We start from the raw sequence: 17,518 nt of genomic DNA, 5'->3' as shown, positions 1-17,518 counted from the left end.
GGTACATGGTCTACACCACTCAGTGGTGTAGACCATGTTGTAGCACGGTGAAGGCCGCATAAGGAACCCGCGATATACACGGGAGATCGGTGATCTTCGGTCCTCAGACCTTGGTGACGTCCTCGACCTCCTCCTCCGGCTCCCGGCCCGGCGTCTTCAGATCGAACCGCAGGATCGCGAACCGGAAGATCACGTAGTAGACGACGGCGAAGCACAGCCCGATCGGGATGATCGCCCACGGTCTGGTCGCCAGATTCCAGTTGATGACGTAGTCGATCAGCCCCGCCGAGAAACTGAACCCGTCGTGCACCCCGAGCCCCCACGTCACCGCCATCGACACACCCGTCAGCAGCGCGTGCACCACGTACAGCAGCGGTGCGATGAAGAGGAACGAGTACTCGATCGGCTCGGTGATGCCGGTCACGAACGACGTCAGCGCCACCGACAGCATCAGGCCGCCCACCTCCTTGCGGCGATGCGGCTTCGCGCAGTGCGTGATGGCCAGCGCGGCGGCCGGCAGCGCGAACATCATGATCGGGAAGAAGCCCGACGTGAACTGACCCGCGTTCGGATCGCCCGCCAGGAACATGTTGATGTCACCGTGCACGACCGTCCCGTCCGGCTTCGTGTAACTGCCGAACTGGAACCAGATGGGCACGTTCAGGAACTGGTGCAGCCCGATCACCAGCAGCGCCCGGTTGGCGATACCGAACACACCCGCGCCCCACGCGCCCAGACCGACCAGCCAGTCGCTGAAGTTCTCCAGCGCGTCACCGATCGGCGGCCAGATCCACAGACACAGCGCGGCGAACGCGATCGCGACGAACGCCATGATGATCGGGACGAGACGCCGGCCGTTGAAGAACCCGAGCCAGTCCACCAGCTTCGTACGGTGATAACGCGCCCAGAAGAACGCGGTCAGCAGCCCCATCACGATGCCGCCGAAAACACCCGGATTCTGGTACGTGAACGCCGCCACGGTCCCGTCGGCCGCCTGGCATCCGGTGGCGACCTCCACTGCCCCGTCCGCGCAGTCCTTCGGGAACTGGCGCAGCACGTTGAAGTAGACGAGGAACCCGGCGACGGCCGCGAGTGCCGTCGAACCGTCGGCCTTCTTCGCCATACCGATCGCCACGCCCACACAGAACAGCAGCGGCAGCCCGAGCGACCCGTCGAGCAGGGCGCCGCCCGCGCCGCCCATCACCTTCGACACGCTGTCCCAGCCGAGCCCGTCGTCCCCGAACACATCGGGCTGGCCGAGGCGGTTGAGGATGCCGGCCGCGGGAAGCACGGCGATGGGGAGTTGAAGACTGCGTCCCATCTTCTGCAGTCCCTGGAACAGCCTGCTCCAGTGGGTGCGCGAGGGGGCTGTCGAACTGGCGGCCGGCCTGTCGGCACTCATGGGCGTCCTCACCGGGGTTGGGCAGCTGGGTTTGGATACTTCCGGCCGACTGGTGTAGACCAGTCGTCGGCGAACGGTCACACTGTCGTGAAATCCGTCGTGAAACCCATCCTTCGGGAGGCGCGCCATGACCGCTCGCGAAGATCGGCCAACTGTGGGTTACTGCGACAAAGCGGTTCGGATCAGGGAGAAGCGACATGGCCAGCAAGGCTGAGAAGATCGTTGCCGGACTCGGTGGCATCGACAACATCGAAGAGGTCGAGGGCTGCATCACCCGCCTCCGCTGCGAGGTCAGCGACCCCTCGCTGGTCGACGACGCCGCCCTGAAGGCCGCCGGCGCCCACGGCGTCGTCAAGATGGGCACCGCCATCCAGGTCGTCATCGGCACGGACGCCGACCCGATCGCCGCGGACATCGAGGACCTGATGTAAACGCCGGACCAGTGGCTCTGAACACCCGTACCCAACACGGGCGTTCACCCCTGAGGGGCCCATTCCCGCCACGGGAAGGGCCCCTTCCGCCGTTACGGCTAGGCTCGTCGCCATGTCACGTATCGACGGCCGCACCCCCGAACAACTCCGCCCCGTCACCATCGAACGAGGGTGGAGCAAGCACGCCGAGGGCTCCGTCCTCGTCTCCTTCGGCGACACGAAGGTCTTCTGCACCGCCTCCGTCACCGAAGGCGTCCCGCGCTGGCGCAAGGGCAGCGGCGAGGGCTGGGTCACCGCCGAATACTCGATGCTCCCGCGCGCCACCAACACCCGCGGCGACCGCGAATCGGTCCGCGGCAGGATCGGCGGCCGTACGCACGAGATCAGCCGCCTCATCGGCCGCTCCCTGCGCGCGGTCATCGACTACAAGGCGCTCGGCGAGAACACGATCGTCCTCGACTGCGACGTCCTCCAGGCCGACGGCGGCACCCGCACCGCCGCCATCACCGGCGCGTACGTCGCCCTGGCCGACGCCATCTCCTGGGCCCAGGGCAAGAAGCTGATCCGGGCCGGCCGCCAGCCCCTCACGGGCACGGTGAGCGCGGTGTCCGTGGGCATCGTGGGCGGAATCCCGCTGCTCGACCTCTGCTACGAGGAGGACGTACGCGCGGAGACGGACATGAACGTCGTCTGCACCGGTGACGGCCGCTTCGTCGAGGTGCAGGGCACCGCGGAAGCCGAACCGTTCGCCCGCGACGAGCTGAACGCCCTCCTCGACCTCGCGGTCGCCGGCTGCACCGACCTGGCGGCACTCCAGCGCAAGGCACTGGACACCGCCCTGGAAGGGTAAAGGGCGCACCAAATAGGGTGGCGGTCGCGGGCAACCGCACAGCTGATCCAACGCGTCTCCAGGGATACGCAGGACTCGCACGAACTCGCAAGAAACCGCAGGAACACGGGCGTACGCCACACCGCCGTACGTCCGACCGGTCAACGGAGGGAACCCGAACCATGCCCGTCAGCCGCCGAATCCGAAACGCACGAGGACTCGGAAAGGGGCGCCGCGCCACGGCCATAGCCGCCACCGTGGCGGCCGTCGCGCTGACCGCCGGGCTCACCACCGGATGCGACGCCGTCAGCAAGGCCCTGGACTGCGTCCAGACCGCCGACGCCATCGCCACCAGCGTCGGCGATCTCCAGCAGGCCGTGGAGAACGCCGCGAACGACCCGACCCAGGCGTCCGAGGCCCTGGAGTCGATCGACAAGAACCTCACCGACATCGGCGACAAGACGGACAACGCCGACGTCAACAAGGCGGTCGACAGCCTCAACCAGGCCGTGGACGACGTCCGTACGGCCATCGACAACGGCGACGCGACCCCGGACATCAGCGGTGTCACGGACGCGGCGGGCGAACTGACGAAGGTGTGCACGTCCTGAACGGCGTGGGTGGTGGAGCGTCATCACTCAGTCTGCTTGAGCGAAAGCCGCAACAGTTGAAGAGCCTGAGGCCGGGATACTGGACGCCATGACACGCCTGATCCTCGCCACCCGCAACGCCGGAAAGATCACCGAACTGAGGCGGATCCTCGCCGACGCGGCCCTCCCCATGGACCTGGTCGGCGCGGATGCCTACCCGGACATCCCCGACGTCAGGGAAACGGGCGTCACGTTCGCGGAAAACGCCCTGCTCAAGGCCCACGCCCTCGCCCAGGCGACGGGCCTCCCGGCGGTGGCCGACGACTCGGGGCTGTGCGTGGACGTCCTCAACGGTGCCCCGGGCATCTTCTCGGCGCGCTGGGCGGGACGGCACGGAGACGACAGGGCCAACCTGGAGCTGCTCCTGGCCCAGCTGTCGGACATCGCGGACGAACACCGGGGCGCCCACTTCGCGTGCGCGGCGGCCCTGGCGCTTCCGGACGGCACGGAACGGGTGGTCGAGGGGCAACTGCGGGGCGTACTGCGGCACGCCCCGGAGGGCACGGGCGGCTTCGGCTACGACCCGATCCTCCAGCCGGAGGGTGACACGCGAACGTGCGCACAGCTGACGGCCGCGGAGAAGAACGCGATCAGCCATCGGGGGCAGGCGTTTCGGGGGTTGGTGCCGGTGGTGCGGGAGTTGCTGGGCTGAGCTGGGGTAAGCAAAGGGGGCCGCCCGGTGGGAGGCCCCCTCTTTGCGTGTGCGGCCGGTGGGACTCGAACCCACACGGGTGATTAACCCACTGGGACCTAAACCCAGCTCGGCTACCAAATTACGACACGGCCGCCCAAAACGGTCATTATGCTCGACCGGTAACACCCAGCTTACGGGGCGAACACGTCACCCCGCGAGAGGCACCCTCCCCTTTCTGTGCCACCAGGTCTCGGTCGGTGCATGGCGGTTGGGACAGAGGTGTCGCAGATTCTCCCGGCGGTTGTCGCGCCGGTCTCCGTTGGTGTGGTCGATCTGCAAGGCAATGGGGCGGCCCAGTCATTCACGGGTGTTCCCGGCCACCCGTTCGTGGCCTCGTACGGAGTGACGAACCGCTTGTCGGACAGTCGCGCCCGAAACGCAGAGCGGCCCGTGCCGGACCTGAACCGGCACGGGCCGCCCGAGCAGCGGGAACGGGGCCTCAGACGCCCAGGTCCTTGATGATCTTCGCTACGTGGCCCGTCGCCCGTACGTTGTACAGGGCCCGTTCCACCTTGCCCTCCTCGTCCACGATCACCGTGGAGCGGATGACGCCGACGTACGTCTTGCCGTAGTTCATCTTTTCGCCGAAGGCGCCGTACGCCTGCAGGACCGTCTTCTCCGTGTCGCCGAGCAGGGTGACCTTCAGGTCCTCCTTCTCGCGGAACTTCGCGAGCTTCTCCGGCTTGTCGGGGGAGATGCCGATCACGTCGTAGCCCGCGCCGGCCAGGAGGTCGAGGTTGTCCGTGAAGTCGCAGGCCTGCTTGGTGCAGCCGGGGGTCAGGGCGGCCGGGTAGAAGTAGACGATGACCTTGCGGCCCTTGTGGTCGGCCAGCGACACCTCGTTGCCGTCGGCGTCGGGCAGGGTGAAGGCCGGGGCCACGTCACCGGGCTGGAGTCGCTCGCTCATCCGTCTGGTCTCCTCGTACGTCCTTGTGCGTCCACGTGCGTCCCTGAAGGGCGCGGGTCGAGCCTAACCGGGGGTGCTGACAGTGCGGTCCGAGGCGGAACTGACAGACTGTCCGGAGCAATGCATCCAGCGGACTTCGGAGGGCGTACGGTGGCGGACACCTCGGACAGCAGCAGAACCCCGGCGCAGATCGAGGCGGACATCAGGCGTCGTCGCGAGACGCTGGCCGAGACGCTCGACGAGATCGGGGTGCGAGTGCACCCGAAGACGATCGTCGGCGATGCCAAGGCCAAGGTCGTCTCCAGCGTCGATCACACGCTCGGGCGCGCCTACGTCGGCGTCAACCGTGTTGTCGGCGACGTCAAGGGACAGTTCGTGGACGAGGACGGGGCGCCCCGGATCGAGCGGATCGTTCCCGTTGCCCTTGTCGCCGTGGGGCTGGTCGGGCTCCTCGCTCTCGGCACCCGGCGGCGCAAGCGCTGAAGAGGCGGGTAGGTTCGGAGTGTGAGCGCCAAGAGCAATGACCAGAGCACCCATCACGACAAGCTGCCCATCCGGATGCTGCACGACCGTGTGCTCGTGCGGCAGGACACGAGCGAGGGCGAGCGGCGTTCCGGTGGCGGCATCCTGATTCCCGCCACCGCGGCCGTCGGGCGCCGGCTGGCCTGGGCGGAGGTCGTCGCGGTCGGGCAGAACGTACGGACGGTGGGGCCGGGTGACCGGGTGCTGTACGACCCGGAGGATCTTGCCGAGGTCGAGGTGCGCGGGGTCGCCTACGTGCTGATGCGTGAGCGCGATCTGCACGCCGTGGCGGCGGACCGTTTCGAGGGGTCCGAGGACTCGACCGGCCTGTACCTGTAGGCCAGCGGCAGGAAAGGGGGCTGGTGACCATCGTCACCAGCCCCCTTTCCCGTCGGTGCCAGTGGCGGCGTCAGTCCCTTCTCGACATGCCCAGCACGCCCGTCGTCCCCGGCGTCGCCCCTCCCGTGGTGCCACCCGAGTCCGTCGTGCCGCCGCTGTCGGTGGTTCCGCCGTCGGTGGTCGTGCCCCCGGTGTCGGTGGTTCCGCCGTCCGTCGCCGTGCCGCCCGTGTCCGTGGTGCCGCCGGTGGTGGTGGTCCCGCCGGTGTCCGTCGTACCCCCGGTGGTCGTCGTACCGCCCGTGGCGGTGGTCCCGTCCGTCGGCGCGCCGCCCGTCGTCGCCGTGCCCTCCGTGGCAGTCGTCCCCTCCGACGCGCCCGGGGTTTCCTGGCCGCCGTCCGGGGTGCCGCCGTTGTCCTGGCCGGCGTCCGTGCCGGGGTCGGTCTGCGGGTCGGCGGGCGGGAGCTGCTGTTCGTCGGCGCCGTCCATGAGCTGGAGGTCGAACTCCTTCGCCTCCTTGCCCTTCAGGGCGTCCTTCGTGAACTGGGCCCAGATCTCGGCGGGGGCGCCGCCGCCGTTGATGCGGGCGAGGCCCAGCGCGCCGTACAGCGACTTGTGCTTGCCGGTGACCGGGTCCTGGCCCATCACGGAAACGACTGTTGCCAGGTCGGGGGTGTAGCCCGCGAACCAGGCCGCCGTGTCCTCCTCGGCCGTGCCGGTCTTGCCGGCCACCGGGCGGCCGGCGGCGAGGGCCGCGGTCGCCGTGCCCTCCGAGACCACGCTCTGCAGGACCGCCGTGGTCGTGTCGGCGGCCTCCCGCGACACCACCTGCTTCGTCTTCTGCTTCGGGAGGGTCACCGAGCCCTCCTCACCGTCCTTCGTGATCTTCCCGATGATCGTGTACGTGCCGTGCCTGCCGTGGTTGGCGAGCGTGGCGTACGCCTCCGTCATGTCGAGGACGCTGGCCGTCGACGTGCCCAGCGCGATGGAGGGGTACGGGTTGAGGTCGGGGGTGTCGGACGGGAGGCCGAGGTCGATCGCCGTCTGCTTGATCTTCGCGGGGCCCACGTCCACCGCCATCTGCGCGTACACCGAGTTCACGGACTTGTTCGTCGCCGTGCGGACGGTGACGTTGCCGTACGAGACCTGGTCCTCGTTCTCGGGGGCGTACTCCCCGCCGCTCCAGCCCTGGACGGGGCGCTTGTTGGTGCCGTCGTAGTACGCGTTCGGGGTGATCGTCCGGCCGTCCTGGGTCACCGAGCCGTTCTGGACGGCGGAGGTGAACACGAACGGCTTGAAGGTGGAGCCGTCCTGGTAGTCGCGGCGCGTGGCGTTGTTGACGTACTGCTTGGTGTAGTCGATGCCGCCGTACATCGCGAGGACCTTGCCGGAGGCCGGGTCGATGGCGACGCCGCCCGCGCGGACGTAGTTGTCGACCTTGTTGTTCTTCTTGTCGAGCTTCTTCATCACCTGGTCGTTGACGGCCTTCACGAAGGCGTCCTGCTTGGGCTTCTGCAGGGTGGTGGTGATGCGGTAGCCGCCGGCCTGGAGTTCGTCCTCGGTGAGGATCTTGTTGTCGAAGAGGTAGTCGTTGACCGCCTTGACCAGGTAGCCGCGCTGGCCGGACAAGCCCGTCGAGACGATCGACTGCTTCGGCTCTGGGAAGGTGATGGCCTTCCGCTCGGACTCGGTCAGCCAGTCCTTCTTGACCATGCCGTCGAGGACGTAGTTCCAGCGGGCGAGCGCGGCCGGCCTGTTCTCGGGGTGGGCGATCACGTCGTACTCGCTCGGCGCGTTAAGCAGTGCGGCGAGGTAGGCGCCCTGGCCGGCGGTCAGGTCCACGGCGTCGACGCCGTAGTAGGCCTGGGCGGCGGCCTGCATGCCATAGGAGTTGCGGCCGGCGTAGCTGGTGTTGAGGTAGCCCTCGAGGATCTCGGCCTTGGACTTCACCCGGTCCAGCTTGATGGAGATGAAGAACTCCTTCACCTTTCGGGTGACGGTCTGCTCCTGTGCGAGGTAGTAGTTCTTCACGTACTGCTGGGTGATCGTCGAGCCGGACTGCTTGCCCTTGCCGGTCACCGTGTTCCAGCCGGCGCGGAGCATCGCCTTCGGGTCGACCGCCGACTCGGTGTAGAAGTCTCGGTCCTCGGCGGCCAGTACGGCGTGCTGCGCGTCCTTGGAGATCTGCGCCAGCGTCACGTTCTCCCGGTTGACCTCGCCGTCACGGGCGAGCTGGCTGCCGTCGGCGTAGAGGTAGACGTTGCTCTGCTTGATGGCCGCCGCGTTCGCCGCCGGGATGTTCACCGTGTAGTAGCCGACTGCGAACAGGCCGATGACCAGCAGGATCCCGAGCACGAACGTGCCGAGCACGAGCCGCCAGGTCGGGATCAGCCGACGCCATCCGGTGCGCCGTGGCCGCTTGGGCTTCTTGGCCTTCTCGCCCTCCGCCACTTCGGGTACTTCGGGGTCTGTCGGTGTCCAGCCCTGCGTCGGCTGCTGCGGCTCTGGCTGGTCGCTCATGTCGTGCACGGACTCCTGTTTCGCGTCGTACGTTCCCGTACGACCTCATTCACCACTTCAAACGTTTCCTGCGCCCCCTCTTGAAGACTGTCGCACCCGCCGATCAGTTCCCTGACCCCGGCACGCTTCCTGCGCGAAAAACGCGTGGCGGGCGGGCCGGGGAGCGCACTAGGCTCCTGCGCTTCGGTCCGGAGGCGTTCCGGAGCGTTCGGGAAGGCTGGTGCCGTGGGTTCTGGGCGGTTGTACGCGGCCGTCGCGGCCGGGGGATTCCGACGTTATGCGACGTATCGGGCGGCCACGCTGGCGGGGGTGTTCACCAACACCGTCTTCGGCGTGATCCTGGCCTCCACGTACATCGCCCTGTGGGACGAGAGACCGCACCTGGGCGGGTACGACCAGTCCCAGGCCCTCACCTACGTGTGGCTGGGCCAGGCGCTGCTGATGACGATGTGCGTGATGGGCGCGGGCTTCGAGGAGGAGCTGATCGAGCGTATCCGTACGGGTGACATCGCGATCGACCTCTACCGGCCGGCCGATCTCCAGATGTGGTGGCTGGCCCAGGACATGGGCCGGGCCCTGTTCCATCTGCTGGGCCGGGGTGTGATCCCGGTCGCGTTCGGCGCGTGGGCCTTCGACCTGACGCTGCCGGCGTCCGTGGTCCCCTGGCTGGCGTTCGCGGGCGCGGTCGCGCTGGGGATGGTGGTCAGCTACTCGTTCCGGTTCCTGCTCGCGCTGGCCGCGTTCTGGCTCCTCGACGGCGCGGGCATCATGCAGATGGCGTGGCTCGTGGGTGTGTTCTGTTCGGGCATGGTGCTGCCGCTGAACGTCTTCCCGGGTCTGTTCGGCGAGATCGTACGGTCCCTGCCGTGGGCGGCGCTGATCCAGGCGCCGGCGGACATCCTGCTGGGGGAGGCGGACTGGCTGGGCACGTACGCCTTCCAGGCCGGGTGGGCGGTGGCGCTGCTGGCGGTGGGGCGTCTGCTGCAGGCGGCCGCTACTCGGCGGGTGGTGGTTCAGGGTGGGTGACGCGGGTGTCTCCGGTGCGGTGAAGACCGGTGTCCGGTGCGAGTGGCGGGCCGGCGACGGCTGGGACGACGGGCCCCTCAGCCGCACCGGGCGGGTGCTCGACGGCGTACGGGCCTATCGCATGATCGCCGCGATGTGGATCAGGTCCACGATGGCCTACCGGGCCTCCTTCGCGATGACGACGTTCGGCAACTTCGCGGCGACCGGCCTCGACTTCCTGACGATCGTGCTGATGTTCTCCCAGGTCGACAGCCTCGGCGGCTACTCGCTCCCCGAGATCGCGTTCCTGTACGGGCTGTCCTCGACCGCGTTCGGGATCGCCGACCTCGTCGTCGGGTCGATGGACCGGCTCGGGCGCCGGGTCCGTGACGGCACCCTGGACACGCTGCTCGTCCGGCCGGCGCCGTTGCTCGCGCAGGTCGCCGCGGACCGGTTCGCGCTGCGCCGCCTCGGCCGGATCACCCAGGGTCTGCTGGTGCTCGGCTACGCCCTCCTGACCCTCGACGACGTCCACTGGACGACGCTCAAGGTGCTGATGGTGCCGGTGATGGTGATCAGTGGCGGGGCGATCTTCTGCGCGGTGTTCGTCGGGGGAGCGGCTTTCCAGTTCGTGGCGCGGGACGCCTCGGAGGTGCAGAACGCGTTCACGTACGGCGGCGCCACGCTGTTGCAGTATCCGCCGGGCCTCTTCGCGCAGGACCTGGTGCGCGGGGTGACGTTCGTCTTCCCGCTGGCCTTCGTCAACTGGCTGCCCGCGCTGTATGTGCTGGGCCGCCCCTACCCGCTCGACCTGCCGGAGTGGGTGGCGTTCCTGCCCCCGCTGGTGGCGGCGGGCTGCTGCGCGCTCGCGGGGCTGGCCTGGCGGGCGGGACTTCGTTCGTACCGGAGCACGGGGAGTTAGGCACGTGGACAGCCACAGTCGCAGTCGCATTCACAGCCACGGTCAGGCGGACGGCTCCTTCGACGAGTCGTTCAACGGGTCCTTCATCGAGCTGGACGGTGTCGAGAAGGTGTTCGACGTGCGCAAGCGGACCGGGTTCATGAGGAGTGAGCGGCGGGAGGTGCGGGCGGTCGACTCGATCTCCTTCCGGGTGGCGCGCGGGGAGATGGTCGGCTACATCGGCCCGAACGGCGCCGGGAAGTCCACGACCATCAAGATGCTGACGGGGATTCTCACCCCGAGCGGCGGCCGGCTGCGCGTCGCCGGCATCGACCCGTCCCGTGAGCGCGCCCGTCTCGCGCGGCGCATCGGGGTGGTTTTCGGGCAGCGTACGACGCTGTGGTGGGACCTCCCGCTCATCGACTCGTACCGTCTGATGTACCGCATGTACCGCATCCCGGACGCCCGTTACCGGGAGAACCTCGAACGGTGCGTCGAACTCCTCGAACTGGTCGACCTGTTGGACGTACCGGTCCGCCAACTGTCCCTCGGTCAGCGGATGCGGGGCGACATCGCGGCGGCACTGCTGCACGAGCCCGAGGTGCTGTACCTCGACGAGCCGACGATCGGCCTGGACGTGATCTCCAAGGCCCGGGTCCGCGAGTTCCTCCGCGACCTGAACGCGGAACGAGGCACGACGGTCCTGCTCACCACGCACGACCTCCAGGACATCGAGCAACTGTGCTCACGGGTCATGGTCATCGACCACGGCCGCCTCATGTACGACGGGCCGCTGACCGGCCTGCACGAGGTGGGCGACAGCGAGCGGACCCTCGTCGTCGACCTGGAGCGGGAGCTGCCGCCGATCGAGGTGCCGTCGGCGCGGGTCGTACGGGTGGACGGCCCGAGGCAGTGGCTGGCCTTCCCGGCGTCGGATTCGGCGGCTCCGCTGGTCGCGCGGATCGCGGCGGAGTATCCGCTGGTGGACCTGTCGGTGCGGGAGCCGGACATCGAGGCGGTGATCGCGAAAATGTACGCGGACCGGGCGTCGGCGTAGGGCTCAGGCCTTGCCGTAGTGCCGTGGGCGGGGACCTCGTAGGCTGCGGGTATGACGGACGACCTTCCGGAGCTGCGCGCTTCCGACGCCGATCGTGAACGAGTCGCCGAAGTACTGCGGGACGCCCTTGCGGAGGGGCGGCTCGACATGGCCGAGTTCGAGGAACGCCTCGACGCGACGTACCAGGCGCGTACATACGGCGAGTTGACGCCGATCACTCGTGACCTGCCCGGGGCCGGGGTGGGCGCGCCGCCCATGAGTATGGTCAAGCAGCCTGTGGGGAGCGGGAGTTGGCCGGACCGGATCGTCGGGGGTGAGGGGTCTTCGCGGTGGGGTGTCGCCATCATGGGCGGGTTTCAGCGCAGGGGGCGCTGGACGGTGCCTCGGCAGTTCAACTCGTTCGCGTTCTGGGGCGGCGGGGAGATCGACCTGCGCGACGCGAACTTCACCGACCATGAGGTGGTCGTCAACTGCGTCGCGATCATGGGTGGCGTGAACGTCATCGTGCCGCCCGGCGTCGAGGTCGTGGTGCGCGGCATCGGCGTCATGGGGGGCTTCGACCACAGCCAGGAGGGGGTGCTGGGTGACCCCGGCGCCCCGCGCGTGATCATCCAGGGGTTCGCTTTCTGGGGCGGGGTGGGCGTGGACCGGAAACTGCCGAAGGCGGAGCGGCAGCGGCTGAAGGAGGAACGTCGGCAGGAGAAGCTGGAGCGGCGGGAAGGGCGGGGGGAGCTTGGTGGCTCCGCCTCCGGTTTCGGCTCTCACTCCGGGTTCCGGCACGGCATGCACGACCTGCACAAGCGGGACGAGGACTGAGCCGGGAAAGCGGCTGGAACCGACGCGCAGCCCCGGCACCGTACGGGGTGCCGCGGGAGCTTTGAGGGGCGCGGGAAACCGCGTGACCAGTCCCCATCGGGGCCGCGGCCGGGCGGGTGGGCGGCCTGGTGGCTCGGTGCCTGCGAACTGGGCGGGGTGGGAGTTTTTGGGGGCGCGGGGAACTGCGCGACCAGCCCCCACCGGGGCCGCACCCGACCCACACCCACACCCGCACCCGACCCGCACTCACAACTCAGCCGGCACAGACCCCTTCAGATCCTCCAGGTCGAACACTTCCCCCATACGCGCATACCCCGCGTCACTCGGATGCAAGTGATCCCCCGAGTCGTACTCCGCCCGGAACCGCCGAGGGTCGTACGGATCCCGCAACGCCTCGTCGAAGTCCGCGTACGCGTCGAACACCCGCCCGGAGCGAATCTCCGCGTTCACGGCCTGCCGCAACGCCTCCGTCGCCGCCGAGTACCCGTGGAACCCCCCGAACGGCATCAGCGTCGCCCCCACCACCTTCAGCCCCCGCCCATGCGCCTCGTCCACCAGCTCACGCAGCCCGGCGACGATCGAGGACGCCCTCAGCGCCTTGGGGTCGCGGGCGCGCAGGATGTCGTTGACGCCCAGGTCGACCACGACGACCTTGACGTTCGTACGGCCCAGGACGTCCCGTCCGAACCGCGTCAGACCGCTCGCGTTGGGCGCCGGCAGGCCGACGCCGCCGTGCCGCAGGACGCGGTTGCCGCCTATTCCCTGGTTGACGACGCTGTAGCGGGGCACGTCCGCGCCGGCCTCCGCCGCCTCGTGGAGGCGGTCGGCGAGCACGTCGGGCCACCGGCTGTTGGTGCCCACGCTCGACGTGCTGCCGGCGGTGAGCGAGTCGCCGAGGACGACGACCGTCCCGTCGGACTGGTTACTGAGGACGTCCAGGGCGGTGACGTACCGCCATGCCTCGGTCTGTTCGGTGTACGCCGTGGCGTGGGGGTCCTCGGTGCGGTCGCCCAGGGCGGCGTACGAGATCTGCCGGGCACGCGGATGGTAGGTGACCGGGCCGGACGGGACCGCAGAGTACGTCGTCACCAGGACATCGCTGTCACGCGGGACCGCGACCCGTACCGCGTCCGTGACGATCTGCCGCCCCGCCGGGATCGTCACCGACGGGCTGCCGCCGAAGGTGAGCCGGCGCATCGTCGCGGCGTCGGCGGCGGCGCTGTTCTCGGCGGCGGCGACGGCGATCGAGGCGTGGGCGATGACCAGGGGCTGCTTGCCGTAGAGGTTGGACAGCGTGACGCGGGCACTCGTACCGCCGGCCGCCGTGTGCACGACGTTGCGCAGGGAGCGCCCGGCGAGGCCCTTCGCCTCGGTGCCCGGTTCGCCGTCGACCGGGGACGCGGACCAGGTGCCGACCCAGGCGCCGGTGGACGCGGGGGCGACGGCGTTGCCAGAGTCGCCGTGGGCCCGGCTGACGGACTTGGCGCGCCGGCTGCCGTCGTCGAGGGTCGCCCCGACGTATATGGCGGCGGACACGGCCACGACGAGCGTGACCATCGCGGCGAGCAGGCCATAACCGTGGCGCCTGGTCATGGGATGCGTGACTCCTCGTACGGCGGGGAACGTGGGGTTCCGATGGGCTGAGCCCATGATGCGGGATGGGCCTGTGAGAGCCGGCCGAATCCACGGGATCGGCTCCCTCCGGATATACGCGGGGAACTCTTGTTCCGTTCCAGGAGTCGGTCAGGAAGGGACAATGTGTGAGGGATCACTGAACGGTGGAGCGAATGGAACGGACGAGAACGGGATCAAAGGACCGCGCCGACGGGACCGGCGGGGCCGGCGGGACTGACGGGGCCGATGGGCAGCAGCAGTCCCGCGCCGCCCCTGTCGCCCCCGCCGGGACGGTTCCCGGCCGCGCCATGACCTCCTTCAGCCCCGCCGACGAGGAGCGTCAGCGCGGGGTGCGCCGGATGAAGCTCACCGCGACCGGGCTGCTGCTCTTCGTCGCCGTCGTGTACGTCCTCGCCAAGTGGGCCGGTGAGCAGGGCGCCGGTGCCTGGACGGGGTATGTCGCCGCGGCGGCCGAGGCCGGCATGGTCGGCGCGCTCGCCGACTGGTTCGCGGTCACCGCCCTCTTCCGCCATCCCATGGGCCTGCCCATCCCGCACACCGCGATCATCCCCACCAAGAAGGATCAACTAGGCGTATCCCTGGGGGAGTTCGTCGGCGAGAACTTCCTCTCCCAGGACGTCGTACGGCAGCGCCTGCGGGCCGTGGGCATCGGCAGCCGCCTCGGTACCTGGCTCGCGGAGCCGGAGCATGCGGACCGGGTCACGGCGGAGCTGTCGGCGGCCCTGCGCGGGGCGCTCACCGTCCTGCGTGACGCCGACGTCCAGGCGGTCGTCGGCGAGGCCATCACCCGGCGGGCCGACGCCCAGGAGATCGCGCCCGGCATCGGCAAGATGCTGGAGAAGGTCGTCACCGACGGCGGCCACAAGAGGGCTGTCGACCTGATCTGCGTACGCGCGCACGACTGGCTCGTCCTGCACGAGGAGGAGGTCATGGGCGCCGTGCAGGGCGGGGCGCCAGGCTGGACGCCCAAGTTCGTCGACAAGAAGGTCGGCGAGCGCGTCTACAAGGAGCTGCTGCGCTTCGTCACCGAGATGCGCGACGCCCCCGCCCACCCGGCGCGCGGGGCCCTGGACCGCTTCCTCACCGACTTCGCCTCCGACCTCCAGTCCGACACGGACACGCGCGCGCGTGTCGAGCGGCTGAAGACCGAGGTCCTGGGGCGCGGCGAGGTCCAGGACCTGATCGCGTCCGCCTGGACGGCCGTACGCTCGATGATCGTTTCGGCCGCCGAGGACGAACGCAGCGAGCTGCGGCTGCGCGTACGGGCGTCGTTGCTGTCGCTGGGGTCCCGGATGGCGGTCGACACCGGACTGCAGAACAAGGTGGACGGCTGGGTCGAGGGCGCGGCGGTGTATGTCGTGACGACCTACCAGGGCGAGATCACCTCCCTGATCACGGACACGGTCGCGGGCTGGGACGCCGAGCACACGACGCGGAAGATCGAGGCGCACATCGGCCGTGACCTGCAGTTCATCCGGATCAACGGCACGGTGGTCGGTTCGCTGGCGGGGCTGCTGATCTACGTGGTGTCGCGGGCGCTGGGGGCGTAGGTACCCGTACCTGAGTACGCGTACTCTGTCGGACCGTCCCCGGACGGGTGACCCTCGTACGTATGACCGAGATGACTGGGAACGGCACCACCGGGAAGCTGCTCGGGCCGCTGCGGGAGCGTCCTTGGGCCGAGCGCTGGCTGACCCGCGCACTCGGCGTCGCCGTCGCTTCGGCGTCGTACGTCGTCTGCGTCCCCTGGGACCTGCGCAACCGCGTCGAGAGCGCGGGCTCGACGGACGAGACGACCCCGGTGACGGGCGTCGGGGCCGTCGCCCTGGGCGTTGTACTGCTGCTCCTGGCCGCCTACTTCGGCCACCGCGACAGCCGGGGCTGGCCGCTGCTCCTGGTGGCGGTCCCCCCGGCGGCGCTCATGTACGTCTCCCTGCGCACGCACCCCGGCCCGCCGGACGGCTTCGCCAACGCCTGGCCCCTGACCTGGGCCTTCTTCACACTGGTGATCGCGGCGGGGGCGCTGGTCGCGGCGGGGGTGGGGCGGGCGTTCCGGGTGGAGGAGGAGTCGACGGAGGGTCTGGTGTCGGCGGGGTGTCTTCAGGGGCGCGGGCTGTGACATGTGCGGCTCCGCCGCCTGGGCGAGGCAAGCCACGACGTCCCCGTGGGTGACGCACCGGACCTAGGCTCCCGTGGTGGAGCCGGGACGAACGATCATCAGTACCGTCACCGTGGCCCACAGCAGGTTGAAGATCCCGGTGAACATGGCGAGTCGAACGGTCGCCGCCCGGTCCGCACCGCTCGCCGCACGGCCGATGACCGTCTCCTGGAGCGTCTCCTGGCGGGGCAGCACAGCACGACAACCGCCGCTTCCGCGAACAGACCGGCACCACGCCCCTGCGGTGGCTGCACCGGGCGCGGGTGCGGCGGGCGCAGTACCTGCTGGAGACGACGACGTACCCGGTCGAACTGATCGCCGCCCAGACGGGGTTCGGGTCGCCGACGGCGTTCCGGGACCGTTTCAAGCGGGTGGTCGGGACGAGTCCGTACGCGTATCGGAGGGCGTTTCAGGCAGTCCCCGCGGGAGGTTAGGCGTGCCGGTCGGCGACGGCCCAGGAGGCGAGGGCGACGGCCCCGGCGACCCCGAACACGGCCGGCCAGGCGCCCACCTTCCTGGCGAGCGGGTGCGACCCGGCGAAGGCGGCGACGTACGCGACGGTCAGCGCCCCGGCGGCCGTACTGCCCGCCTGCTCATGCCACCGCTGGGCGGCGACGGTCCCCGCGACGGCCAGCACGGTCCCGCCGAGCTGCCGGTTCCTGCTCCAACGGGCGACGGCGTACCCGCCGACGAGCCCGCCGGCGGCCACGAGCGCCGTGGGAACCTTCGTCGTCTCCGCCATGGTGGCCTGCCTCCGCTGAGTCGTGTCGTACGGGGCGAGGCTAGCTCGTGGTCCCGGTCTGCTCGCCGGGCGGGGTGGCTGCCCGGCGGGCGCGCAGTTCGGCCTCGTACCCTGCGCCGACGGCGAGCAGCCCCCCGGCCAGCGCGAACCCGAACGCGCCCGGATTGACGTACCCAGGCACGCTGTCGGTGGCGTAACTCCCGCCGCCCCGCGTCTCGCACACGAACCGGAGCGGAACGTAGCCGACGCTGTAGTCGACGACCTCGGCCCCGCCCCGCTCCTGCGGCCCCGCCGTACGACAGGGCCGGACCGGCGCCGAGTCCGTACCGCCGTCCTCCGCCTCCAGCGCGGCACCGAGGACCTGCAGCAGCCCCCAGCAGTACAGCGCGACCGCGAGGGCACCGGAGAGGATCGCGAGTGCGCGGAGCAGGGCACCGCGGTCCGGGTTCAGGGAAGACAAGGCCGGTCCCGTCCGTTCGTTCTGACTATGCTGCTCGACTATGCCCAAGCTGAGGATGGTTGACGGTACAACCTTGGCGTACGGGTACCACAACCCGTCCACGCCGTGTGGGGGCCCGCCGCTTCTCCTCCTGCACGGCCCCGCGCGTCACCGGGCCGAATGGGCCGACCTGCCGGCCCTGTTGCTGCCGGACGGCCACCGAGTGATCACGTACGGCGCCCGGGGACACGGCGGGAGCACGCGCGGCCCGCGGGACATGATGCGGGCGGCAAACGTACGGGACGTGGTGGCGTTGATCCGCGAACTGGGCCTGAATCAGGTCACGTTGGTGGGCCAGTCGCTGATCGGCTGGCCGCCCTGCTGACCGTGTCGGCGCATCCGGACCTGGTGTTCGGTCGCTGGTGCTGGTGCTGGTGCTGGTGCTGGTGCTGGTGCTGGTGCTGGTGCTGGTG

The 17,518-nt window shown here is 69.6% G+C and carries 21 protein-coding genes, 1 tRNA gene and 1 pseudogene; 14 read left to right on the top strand and 9 right to left on the bottom strand.

The window, feature by feature from the left end; all coding sequences use genetic code 11:
• Window positions 1-103: 103 nt before the first annotated feature.
• A complete protein-coding gene (locus RB628_RS07460) occupies window positions 104-1,402 on the bottom strand; it encodes a PTS transporter subunit EIIC (RefSeq protein ID WP_318319497.1) in 1,299 nt (432 codons plus the stop codon).
• Between the two features lie 197 nt (window positions 1,403-1,599).
• On the opposite strand from RB628_RS07460, the gene RB628_RS07455 reads away from it, so the two are divergent.
• From RB628_RS07455 to rdgB, 4 genes are all read left to right on the top strand, one after another.
• Window positions 1,600-1,833, top strand: a complete 234-nt coding sequence (locus tag RB628_RS07455) for a PTS glucose/sucrose transporter subunit IIB (protein WP_318319496.1) — start codon at window positions 1,600-1,602, stop codon at window positions 1,831-1,833.
• A 112-nt stretch (window positions 1,834-1,945) separates the two neighbouring features.
• On the top strand, window positions 1,946-2,683 hold the full coding sequence (gene rph, locus RB628_RS07450) for a ribonuclease PH (protein WP_318319495.1): 738 nt from the start codon (window positions 1,946-1,948) through the stop codon (window positions 2,681-2,683).
• Between the two features lie 161 nt (window positions 2,684-2,844).
• Window positions 2,845-3,273 (top strand): hypothetical protein, encoded by a 429-nt coding sequence (locus tag RB628_RS07445; protein ID WP_318319494.1) that lies wholly within the window; start codon window positions 2,845-2,847, stop codon window positions 3,271-3,273.
• A gap of 88 nt (window positions 3,274-3,361) precedes the next feature.
• Entirely contained in the window at window positions 3,362-3,964 is a 603-nt protein-coding gene (rdgB, locus tag RB628_RS07440; protein WP_318319493.1) for an RdgB/HAM1 family non-canonical purine NTP pyrophosphatase, read from the top strand.
• A 50-nt stretch (window positions 3,965-4,014) separates the two neighbouring features.
• On the opposite strand, the gene RB628_RS07435 is transcribed toward rdgB, so the two are convergent.
• The 3 genes from RB628_RS07435 to bcp form a co-directional block, all read right to left on the bottom strand.
• A tRNA-Leu gene (locus RB628_RS07435) sits at window positions 4,015-4,100 on the bottom strand.
• Window positions 4,101-4,153: 53 nt separating this feature from the next.
• Window positions 4,154-4,285 (bottom strand): HNH endonuclease, encoded by a 132-nt coding sequence (locus RB628_RS07430; protein ID WP_412180607.1) that lies wholly within the window; start codon window positions 4,283-4,285, stop codon window positions 4,154-4,156.
• A 160-nt stretch (window positions 4,286-4,445) separates the two neighbouring features.
• The gene (bcp, locus tag RB628_RS07425; RefSeq protein WP_318319492.1) at window positions 4,446-4,913 is read right to left on the bottom strand and encodes a thioredoxin-dependent thiol peroxidase; all 468 of its coding nucleotides are present in this window, start codon (window positions 4,911-4,913) and stop codon (window positions 4,446-4,448) included.
• A 150-nt stretch (window positions 4,914-5,063) separates the two neighbouring features.
• Here bcp and RB628_RS07420 point away from each other — a divergent pair, with 150 nt between their 5' ends.
• Together RB628_RS07420 and RB628_RS07415 are read left to right on the top strand one after the other, a co-directional pair.
• Window positions 5,064-5,396: a DUF3618 domain-containing protein gene (locus RB628_RS07420; RefSeq protein WP_318319491.1), complete on the top strand. Its 333-nt coding sequence runs from the start codon at window positions 5,064-5,066 to the stop codon at window positions 5,394-5,396.
• A 75-nt stretch (window positions 5,397-5,471) separates the two neighbouring features.
• On the top strand, window positions 5,472-5,774 hold the full coding sequence (locus tag RB628_RS07415) for a GroES family chaperonin (RefSeq protein ID WP_412180611.1): 303 nt from the start codon (window positions 5,472-5,474) through the stop codon (window positions 5,772-5,774).
• A 70-nt stretch (window positions 5,775-5,844) separates the two neighbouring features.
• On the opposite strand, the gene RB628_RS07410 is transcribed toward RB628_RS07415, so the two are convergent.
• Complete coding sequence (locus RB628_RS07410) at window positions 5,845-8,292, bottom strand: transglycosylase domain-containing protein (protein ID WP_318319489.1); 2,448 nt, start codon at window positions 8,290-8,292, stop codon at window positions 5,845-5,847.
• Between the two features lie 225 nt (window positions 8,293-8,517).
• Here RB628_RS07410 and RB628_RS07405 point away from each other — a divergent pair, with 225 nt between their 5' ends.
• From RB628_RS07405 to RB628_RS07390, 4 genes are read left to right on the top strand one after another with little or no spacing between them, the layout of a single operon-like run.
• Window positions 8,518-9,318, top strand: a complete 801-nt coding sequence (locus tag RB628_RS07405) for an ABC transporter permease (RefSeq protein ID WP_318319488.1) — start codon at window positions 8,518-8,520, stop codon at window positions 9,316-9,318.
• Window positions 9,311-10,219, top strand: coding sequence for an ABC transporter permease (locus RB628_RS07400; protein ID WP_318319487.1), 909 nt, complete (start codon window positions 9,311-9,313; stop codon window positions 10,217-10,219). The genes RB628_RS07405 and RB628_RS07400 overlap by 8 nt, the downstream gene beginning before the upstream one ends.
• 28 nt (window positions 10,220-10,247) lie before the next feature.
• Complete coding sequence (locus RB628_RS07395; RefSeq protein ID WP_318319571.1) at window positions 10,248-11,255, top strand: ATP-binding cassette domain-containing protein; 1,008 nt, start codon at window positions 10,248-10,250, stop codon at window positions 11,253-11,255.
• A 51-nt stretch (window positions 11,256-11,306) separates the two neighbouring features.
• On the top strand, window positions 11,307-12,071 hold the full coding sequence (locus RB628_RS07390; protein WP_318319486.1) for a DUF1707 domain-containing protein: 765 nt from the start codon (window positions 11,307-11,309) through the stop codon (window positions 12,069-12,071).
• Between the two features lie 246 nt (window positions 12,072-12,317).
• Here the strand turns inward: RB628_RS07390 and RB628_RS07385 are convergent, their stop codons facing one another.
• Complete coding sequence (locus RB628_RS07385; RefSeq protein ID WP_318319485.1) at window positions 12,318-13,664, bottom strand: SGNH/GDSL hydrolase family protein; 1,347 nt, start codon at window positions 13,662-13,664, stop codon at window positions 12,318-12,320.
• A gap of 194 nt (window positions 13,665-13,858) precedes the next feature.
• On the opposite strand from RB628_RS07385, the gene RB628_RS07380 reads away from it, so the two are divergent.
• Together RB628_RS07380 and RB628_RS07375 are read left to right on the top strand one after the other, a co-directional pair.
• Window positions 13,859-15,256 carry a DUF445 domain-containing protein gene (locus RB628_RS07380; RefSeq protein ID WP_318319484.1) on the top strand — a complete coding sequence of 466 codons (1,398 nt, stop codon included), beginning with the start codon at window positions 13,859-13,861 and terminating at the stop codon, window positions 15,254-15,256.
• A gap of 62 nt (window positions 15,257-15,318) precedes the next feature.
• Entirely contained in the window at window positions 15,319-15,825 is a 507-nt protein-coding gene (locus RB628_RS07375; protein WP_318319483.1) for a hypothetical protein, read from the top strand.
• A 63-nt stretch (window positions 15,826-15,888) separates the two neighbouring features.
• Here RB628_RS07375 and RB628_RS07370 read toward each other — a convergent pair whose 3' ends face one another.
• A complete protein-coding gene (locus tag RB628_RS07370; RefSeq protein ID WP_412180606.1) occupies window positions 15,889-16,059 on the bottom strand; it encodes a hypothetical protein in 171 nt (56 codons plus the stop codon).
• A gap of 2 nt (window positions 16,060-16,061) precedes the next feature.
• Here RB628_RS07370 and RB628_RS07365 point away from each other — a divergent pair.
• A pseudogene (locus RB628_RS07365) lies at window positions 16,062-16,298 on the top strand (helix-turn-helix domain-containing protein); the annotation flags it as partial.
• Here RB628_RS07365 and RB628_RS07360 read toward each other — a convergent pair.
• Both RB628_RS07360 and RB628_RS07355 read right to left on the bottom strand, forming a co-directional pair.
• Entirely contained in the window at window positions 16,295-16,606 is a 312-nt protein-coding gene (locus tag RB628_RS07360) for a hypothetical protein (RefSeq protein WP_318319482.1), read from the bottom strand. The pseudogene RB628_RS07365 and the gene RB628_RS07360 overlap by 4 nt on opposite strands.
• 40 nt (window positions 16,607-16,646) lie before the next feature.
• Window positions 16,647-17,066 (bottom strand): hypothetical protein, encoded by a 420-nt coding sequence (locus tag RB628_RS07355; RefSeq protein WP_318319481.1) that lies wholly within the window; start codon window positions 17,064-17,066, stop codon window positions 16,647-16,649.
• 55 nt (window positions 17,067-17,121) lie between these two features.
• Here RB628_RS07355 and RB628_RS07350 point away from each other — a divergent pair, with 55 nt between their 5' ends.
• The gene (locus RB628_RS07350) at window positions 17,122-17,430 is read left to right on the top strand and encodes an alpha/beta fold hydrolase (RefSeq protein ID WP_318319480.1); all 309 of its coding nucleotides are present in this window, start codon (window positions 17,122-17,124) and stop codon (window positions 17,428-17,430) included.
• Window positions 17,431-17,518 lie beyond the last annotated feature (88 nt).

Source organism: Streptomyces sp. ADMS (assembly GCF_033441795.1).
In the GTDB taxonomy this organism is placed as follows: domain Bacteria; phylum Actinomycetota; class Actinomycetes; order Streptomycetales; family Streptomycetaceae; genus Streptomyces.
The sequence above is the reverse complement of the archived record's forward strand: the minus strand, read 5'-3'. Positions and strand labels throughout refer to the sequence as shown.